6 protein-coding genes and 2 pseudogenes are annotated in these 5,818 nt (G+C 72.1%); 2 read left to right on the top strand and 6 right to left on the bottom strand.

The window, feature by feature from the left end; translation table 11 throughout:
• Positions 1 to 215 (bottom strand): annotated as a pseudogene (locus tag E1166_RS28980) (biotin--[acetyl-CoA-carboxylase] ligase); the annotation flags it as partial.
• Between the two features lie 73 nt (positions 216 to 288).
• Here E1166_RS28980 and E1166_RS28975 point away from each other — a divergent pair.
• Positions 289 to 1,872: an acyl-CoA carboxylase subunit beta gene (locus tag E1166_RS28975; protein ID WP_132269561.1), complete on the top strand. Its 1,584-nt coding sequence runs from the start codon at positions 289 to 291 to the stop codon at positions 1,870 to 1,872.
• 91 nt (positions 1,873 to 1,963) lie between these two features.
• On the opposite strand, the gene E1166_RS28970 is transcribed toward E1166_RS28975, so the two are convergent.
• The 3 genes from E1166_RS28970 to E1166_RS28960 form a co-directional block, all read right to left on the bottom strand.
• Positions 1,964 to 2,803 carry a hypothetical protein gene (locus E1166_RS28970; RefSeq protein WP_132343039.1) on the bottom strand — a complete coding sequence of 280 codons (840 nt, stop codon included), beginning with the start codon at positions 2,801 to 2,803 and terminating at the stop codon, positions 1,964 to 1,966.
• Positions 2,803 to 3,294: a SigE family RNA polymerase sigma factor gene (locus E1166_RS28965; protein WP_132269565.1), complete on the bottom strand. Its 492-nt coding sequence runs from the start codon at positions 3,292 to 3,294 to the stop codon at positions 2,803 to 2,805. The genes E1166_RS28970 and E1166_RS28965 overlap by 1 nt, the downstream gene beginning before the upstream one ends.
• 123 nt (positions 3,295 to 3,417) lie before the next feature.
• Complete coding sequence (locus tag E1166_RS28960) at positions 3,418 to 4,161, bottom strand: M50 family metallopeptidase (protein WP_132343038.1); 744 nt, start codon at positions 4,159 to 4,161, stop codon at positions 3,418 to 3,420.
• 100 nt (positions 4,162 to 4,261) lie between these two features.
• Between E1166_RS28960 and E1166_RS28955 the strand changes: the two genes are divergently transcribed.
• On the top strand, positions 4,262 to 4,810 hold the full coding sequence (locus E1166_RS28955) for a Uma2 family endonuclease (RefSeq protein WP_132343037.1): 549 nt from the start codon (positions 4,262 to 4,264) through the stop codon (positions 4,808 to 4,810).
• 10 nt (positions 4,811 to 4,820) lie between these two features.
• Here E1166_RS28955 and E1166_RS28950 read toward each other — a convergent pair whose 3' ends face one another.
• A complete protein-coding gene (locus tag E1166_RS28950) occupies positions 4,821 to 5,033 on the bottom strand; it encodes a hypothetical protein (protein ID WP_132343036.1) in 213 nt (70 codons plus the stop codon).
• Between the two features lie 73 nt (positions 5,034 to 5,106).
• Positions 5,107 to 5,818 (bottom strand): annotated as a pseudogene (locus tag E1166_RS31280) (serine/threonine protein kinase); the annotation flags it as partial.

Raw genomic sequence — 5,818 nt, 5'->3', positions numbered from 1 at the left:
CGCCGCCCCCGCCCGGCGGTCTGCCGCTCGGCGACCACCACCAGGCCCTCCGGTTCACCCGCCCGCGCGGCGGCGGCCACGTCCGCGTTGGTGGAACCGGTCTCGACCCGCAGGTCGAGCCGCCGCCACGGGCCGTGCGGCGCGGTCAGCGCGCGGGCCAGCCGCTCCGCCGACAGTGGCGGTCGGTCCAGATCGGTGTACGGGGAACCCGGCATCCCGCCAGCCTACGGGCGGCACTGAGGCGCACTGCACAACGGCGGCGGGCTGAACCATCGTTATATTCCCTGGGTGACTACCGAGACCGGGATCAACATCCACAGCACCGCGGGCAAGCTGGCGGACCTGGAGCGACGGGTCGACGAGGCGGTGCACGCCGGTTCGGCGCGCGCGGTCGAGAAGCAGCACGCCAGGGGCAAGAAGACCGCCCGGGAACGGATCGAGCTGCTGCTCGATCCCGGTTCGTTCGTCGAACTGGACGAACTGGCCCGGCACCGGTCCACCAACTTCGGCATGGAGCGGACCCGCCCGTACGGCGACGGTGTGATCACCGGCTACGGCACCATCGACGGCCGGCAGGTCTGCGTCTTCGCCCAGGACTTCACCGTCTTCGGCGGCTCCCTCGGTGAGGTCTTCGGCGAGAAGATCGTCAAGGTGATGGACCTGGCCATGAAGATCGGCTGCCCGGTCATCGGCATCAACGACTCCGGCGGAGCCCGGATCCAGGAGGGCGTCGCCTCCCTCGGCCTGTACGGCGAGATCTTCTTCCGCAACGTACGGGCCAGCGGCGTCATCCCGCAGATCTCACTGATCATGGGGCCGTGCGCGGGTGGCGCGGTCTACTCCCCGGCGGTCACCGACTTCACCGTGATGGTCGACCAGACCTCGCACATGTTCATCACCGGCCCGGACGTCATCAAGACCGTCACCGGCGAGGACGTGGCGATGGAGGAGCTGGGCGGCGCCCGTACCCACAACTCGCGCAGCGGCAACGCGCACTACCTCGCCACCGACGAGGACGACGCGATCGAGTACGTCAAGGCGCTGCTGTCGTACCTGCCGTCGAACAACCTCGACGAGCCGGTCGTGTACGACGCCCCCGCCGACCTCGACATCTCCGACTCCGACCGGGAGCTGGACACCCTGATCCCCGACTCGGCCAACCAGCCGTACGACATGCACCGGGTGATCGAGCATGTCCTCGACGACGGCGAGTTCCTGGAGGTCCAGCCCCTCTACGCGCAGAACCTGATCATCGGCTACGGCCGGGTCGAGGGCCGCCCGGTGGGCGTGGTCGCCAACCAGCCGATGCACTTCGCCGGCACCCTGGACATCGCCGCCAGCGAGAAGGCGGCCCGGTTCGTCCGCACCTGCGACGCTTTCAACGTCCCCGTACTGACCTTCGTGGACGTTCCCGGTTTCCTCCCCGGCACCGGGCAGGAGTGGGACGGCATCATCCGTCGCGGCGCGAAGCTGATCTACGCCTACGCCGAGGCGACCGTCCCGAAGGTCACCGTCATCACCCGCAAGGCGTACGGCGGGGCGTACGACGTGATGGGCTCCAAGCACCTCGGGGCGGACCTGAACTTCGCCTGGCCGACCGCGCAGATCGCGGTGATGGGCGCGCAGGGCGCGGTGAACATCCTCTACCGGCAGGAGCTGGCCGCCGCCGAGGACCCGGCCGCCGTCCGGGCCGAGAAGATCGCCGAGTACGAGGACACCCTGGCCAACCCGTACGTCGCCGCCGAGCGCGGGTACGTCGACAGCGTCATCCCGCCGCACGAGACCCGTACCCAGATCGTCCGGGCGCTGCGGGTGCTGCGGACCAAGCGGGAAACCCTGCCACCGAAGAAGCACGGCAACATCCCGCTGTAGCGACGCCTCCCGCGCGACTCCGCGCGGCGTCCGGAGGCTCGCCCCCGTCCGGGGCGGTCCCGGCCGCCGCGCGGACCTTCGCGCTCGCGGGTCAGCAGGGCGGGTTGGCGGCGACGCACATCCGCCTCGCGGCGACCCCGGCCAGCCGGCGCAACTCCTGCTCATCGCTGTCGGGCCCCAACCTCACGACGGTGAGCAGGTCGCCGACCCGGACGACCGCATCGGTCACCCGGCCCGGATCGCCCGGCGACGCCGCCCCGCCCGAGGCAGACACGGTCTGCCGCAGGAGTATCGCCTCGTCGCCGGTGAATCCCCGCGCCGTCACCTCCCACCGGTACCGCATCACGGCGCGGGGCACCGCCCCCTCCACCGGCCTGGACCAGTCGGCGCAGACCCGCACCCACCGGTCCACGTCGGCGAGAAACCCGGCGGCCGTCTCCGCACGGAGCCGGTAGAGGTCCTGCGTCAGGTACAGGCCGGTCAACGCCCCGTTTCGGCTCTCCGCCAACTGCACGCTCTGCGACCGTGAGTACCGGGAAACCGTCCAGCCGGTCCAGTTGTCTCGTTCGCGCAGGCACCGGCCGAGCGCGCCGTCCAGCGCGACCGGTGCCGCGAGCCCGGAACCGGTCAACGGCGGGGCGGTCCGTTGCCGCAGGTCCCCCGGCTGCAGGAGAGCGTCCAGCGGGATCTCCGCCCGGTGCGCCACCGGTGCCGCCGCCACCTGATTTCTCCGGGTCGGCTGCTGTGCCCCAGGTGACCCGGTCGCCGCGAGACCGGCGGCCGACGCCACCAGCAGCACCGCCGCCGCCACCGCCAGCGCCGTACGCCGGGACCGCCGCCGGGCCCGGGCCCGCAACTGCGCCGGCTCGGCCCACCGGACGGCCGCCAACTCCCGGCGCATCCGCTCCACGAGGTCCAGGTCCTCGGACATCAGGCCTCCTCCAGGTCGGTGACGGCGAGCAGCCCGGCCAGCGCGGCCCGCCCGCGGGAGAGCCGGGCCTTGACCGTGCCGACCGGCGCCTCGGTCTCCCGGGCCACCTCGGCCACGGGCATGCCCAGCAGGTAGTACAGGGCGAGCGCGGTGCGCTGCTCCTCGGGGAGCCGGCGCAGCGCGGCCACCACCTCCACCGTGTCGGTGCTGGGGGCGGGCACGCTCTCCACCGCCCCGTGCCGCAGGTACGCCTTCGCCCGGCTGCGCAGGCTCCGCCAGCGGCTGACCGCGATCCGGCTGGCCACCACCCGTACCCACGCCTCCGGGTCGTCGTACCCGGAGACCGTCGACCACCTCTGCCAGGCCCGCACGTACGCCTCCTGCACGGCGTCCTGCGCCTCCGCCAGGTTGCCGGTCAGCACGTAGACGAAGCCGAGCAGCCGTTGTCGGCTGCCCCGGTAGAACTCGTCGAACCCGTCGACGTCCGGCACCCTGCTACCTCCCCCGTGGCGATCGCAGTGGACACGCCTGGCGGGCCCCGTCCGGTTGCCGGGAATTCGCGCGCTTCGCTCGATCTCGCGCGTCGCCGGCGTCCCGGGCGGGCGGGCACCGGCTCAGGGGACGAGGCCGGCCTCGGTGAGGATCGGGCCGGCCAGCAACGCCGCCCCGACCGCCAGCGCCCCGAGGTTCACCAGGCCGAAGACGGCCACCCAGAACAGCGCCGGGAACGGGGTGAGGCGGGCCAACTGGTCGGCGTCGGACTCCGGCATCCGGCCCCGGCCGCGCAGCCGTTGCAGCTCGAAGACCGGCCGTACGCCGCCGAACAGCAGGAACCAGACCGAGGTCCAGGCGAACGCGGCCTGGGTCTGCGGGGACGCGTACCAGGAGACGGCGAACACCACGCCGCCGGTGACCAACAGGGAGAGCACGCCGTACACGTTCCGGATCATCACGAGCATGGCCAGCAGCAGGGCCACCGTGATCCAGAGCAGCAGGGTGATCCGGTTGCCGCCGAGCAGCCACGCTCCGGCCAGCCCGACCAGCGACGGCGCGACGTACCCGGCGAGCAGGGTGGCGATCATGCCGGGGCCGCTGGGCCGCCCGGCGGAGAGGGTGAGCCCGGAGGTGTCCGAGTGCAGCCGGATGCCGTGCAGCCGGCGGCCGGTGAGCAGCGCCGCCAGGGCATGCCCGCCCTCGTGGGCGATGGTGACCGCGTTGCGGGTGATCCGCCAGGGCAGCCGGGCGGACACGACCACCAGGGCCACCAGGGCGGTAATCAGCACGAGCAGTGGCGGGGGATCAGGTTGGGCGCTGAGGAGCCTGTCCCAGAGGTCGCCCAGCCCGTCGATCGACACCATGGGCGGGGAGCCTACCGCGCTGAGCTGTGTCGCTCGCCGGGCGTGACCTCGTATCGTGTGGAGCTGAGCAGGTGGCGATCGGAGCGGGAGGTGAACGCCGGTGAGCGCGGCACCCCTGGAGCACCACGTCGGCCTCTGGACGGAGGCCGACTACTTCGCCCTGGGCGAGACGCCGGATCGGATCGAACTGCTCGACGGGAGCCTGATCGTGAGCCCTGCTCCCAGCAAGCGCCATCAGTTGGTGTCCCGCCTGCTGGCCAACAGCCTCGCTGCCGCGGCTGACGGCCTCCTGGTGTTCGAGGCGGTGAATGTCCGTCTCGGGCCGAACCGGATCGCGATTCCCGACGTGGTGGTCGCCGACACCGACGACGAGGGCACCGTGGTCGAGGCGGGCGAGGCCGCTCTGGTCTGTGAGATCGTCTCGCCGGGCAACGCCGCCGCCGCCGACCGGGTGCTCAAGATGCAGCTCTACGCCATCGCCCGGATTCCCTGGTACCTGCTCGTGGAGCAGGACGGCGAGACCCACTCGCTGCGGCTGTACCGGCTGGACGGCGCACACTACGTCGAGGACCGGGTGGCCAAGGCCGGGGAGACCCTGACACTGGCCGAGCCGTTTCGCTGGCAGATCGACCCCGCCGCACTACGCTGATCGATACCGGTCAGCCGGCGCGCTGGGCGGCGTCCGAACGGGCCAGGACGGGCTTCCGGGCGATCCGCCAGGCGGCGACCCCGGCGGCGGTGACCGCCATGACGGCGACCAGCGCGACCGGCACCGACAGCCCGGCGCTGGTCAGCAGCAGGACGAGGTCGGCGAGCAGCACCAGCGTCCACAGCGCGAACCGGCAGCGGTGGTCTCCACATCGGCGTCCCATGACGTACCTCCTCCGTCGTCGGAGGACAGGTACCCCGCCTGGCGGAGAGTCATGCGAGTGGGATGTGCGGCGGTCAGTTTCTCCGGTCGGGCTTGAACCCCTTGACGATCTGGTCGAAGGTGGCCAGCTCAGCCTGCCAGTCCTTCTCCGCCACCTCCCACCGGATGGCGTACCCGCGATTGCTGGCGGTGACGAAGCCCCGGTTACGGACGTGGATGCGGGTGTTGTCCCGGGTCTCCTTCCACTCCCAGTCCGCGCAGGTGCGGTACCAGTCACAGGGTTTGATGCTGATGAACTCGTAGTTCCGAACCCGGTTCTTCCGGGCCGGTTCCTGGCTCCGCCAGTCCGCCTCCGCGTCCGGCTGCGGGCGGCTCGTCCACTGGACGAGCATCTCGCCGACGCCGTTGCGCTGGTAGAAGACGACCAGATCCGATTCCGTCCGGGCGACCTGCCAGCCCGGAGGGAGCGGGATGGTGAAGGTCGGCCCCCGGTGCAGGGTCCAACCCGCCGGCAGGGCGTTCGGGTCGGTCGACGGGGAACTCGACGGGCTTGCCGACGCGGTCGGGCTGGGCGCGGCGCTGGTCGCCGGCGGCGGGGCGGCGGCCGAGGTGGGCGCGGGCGCGGCCGACGAGGTGTCGGCACCGGTCGGCCTGACCTCCGGCTTGTCACGGCTGGTCAACACCGGCACCAGCCCCGCGAGGCCGAGCAGCAGCACCAGCACCGCCGCGCCGAGCAGCAGGTTGCGCTTGCGCTGGCCGCGCTTCGTCCCGTCGTACGTCGGGGTG

The organism is Micromonospora sp. KC213 (genome assembly GCF_004348325.1).
Classification (GTDB): Bacteria; Actinomycetota; Actinomycetes; order Mycobacteriales; family Micromonosporaceae; genus Micromonospora.
The sequence above is the reverse complement of the archived record's forward strand: the minus strand, read 5'-3'. Positions and strand labels throughout refer to the sequence as shown.

Excerpts from the sequence above, each read along its gene's own strand:
- E1166_RS28970 (WP_132343039.1), bottom strand. The coding sequence starts at position 2,803 with ATGTCCGAGGACCTGGACCTCGTGGAGCGGATGCGCCGGGAGTTGGCG.
- E1166_RS28960 (WP_132343038.1), bottom strand. The coding sequence starts at position 4,161 with ATGGTGTCGATCGACGGGCTGGGCGACCTCTGGGACAGGCTCCTCAGC.
- E1166_RS28950 (WP_132343036.1), bottom strand. The coding sequence starts at position 5,033 with ATGGGACGCCGATGTGGAGACCACCGCTGCCGGTTCGCGCTGTGGACG.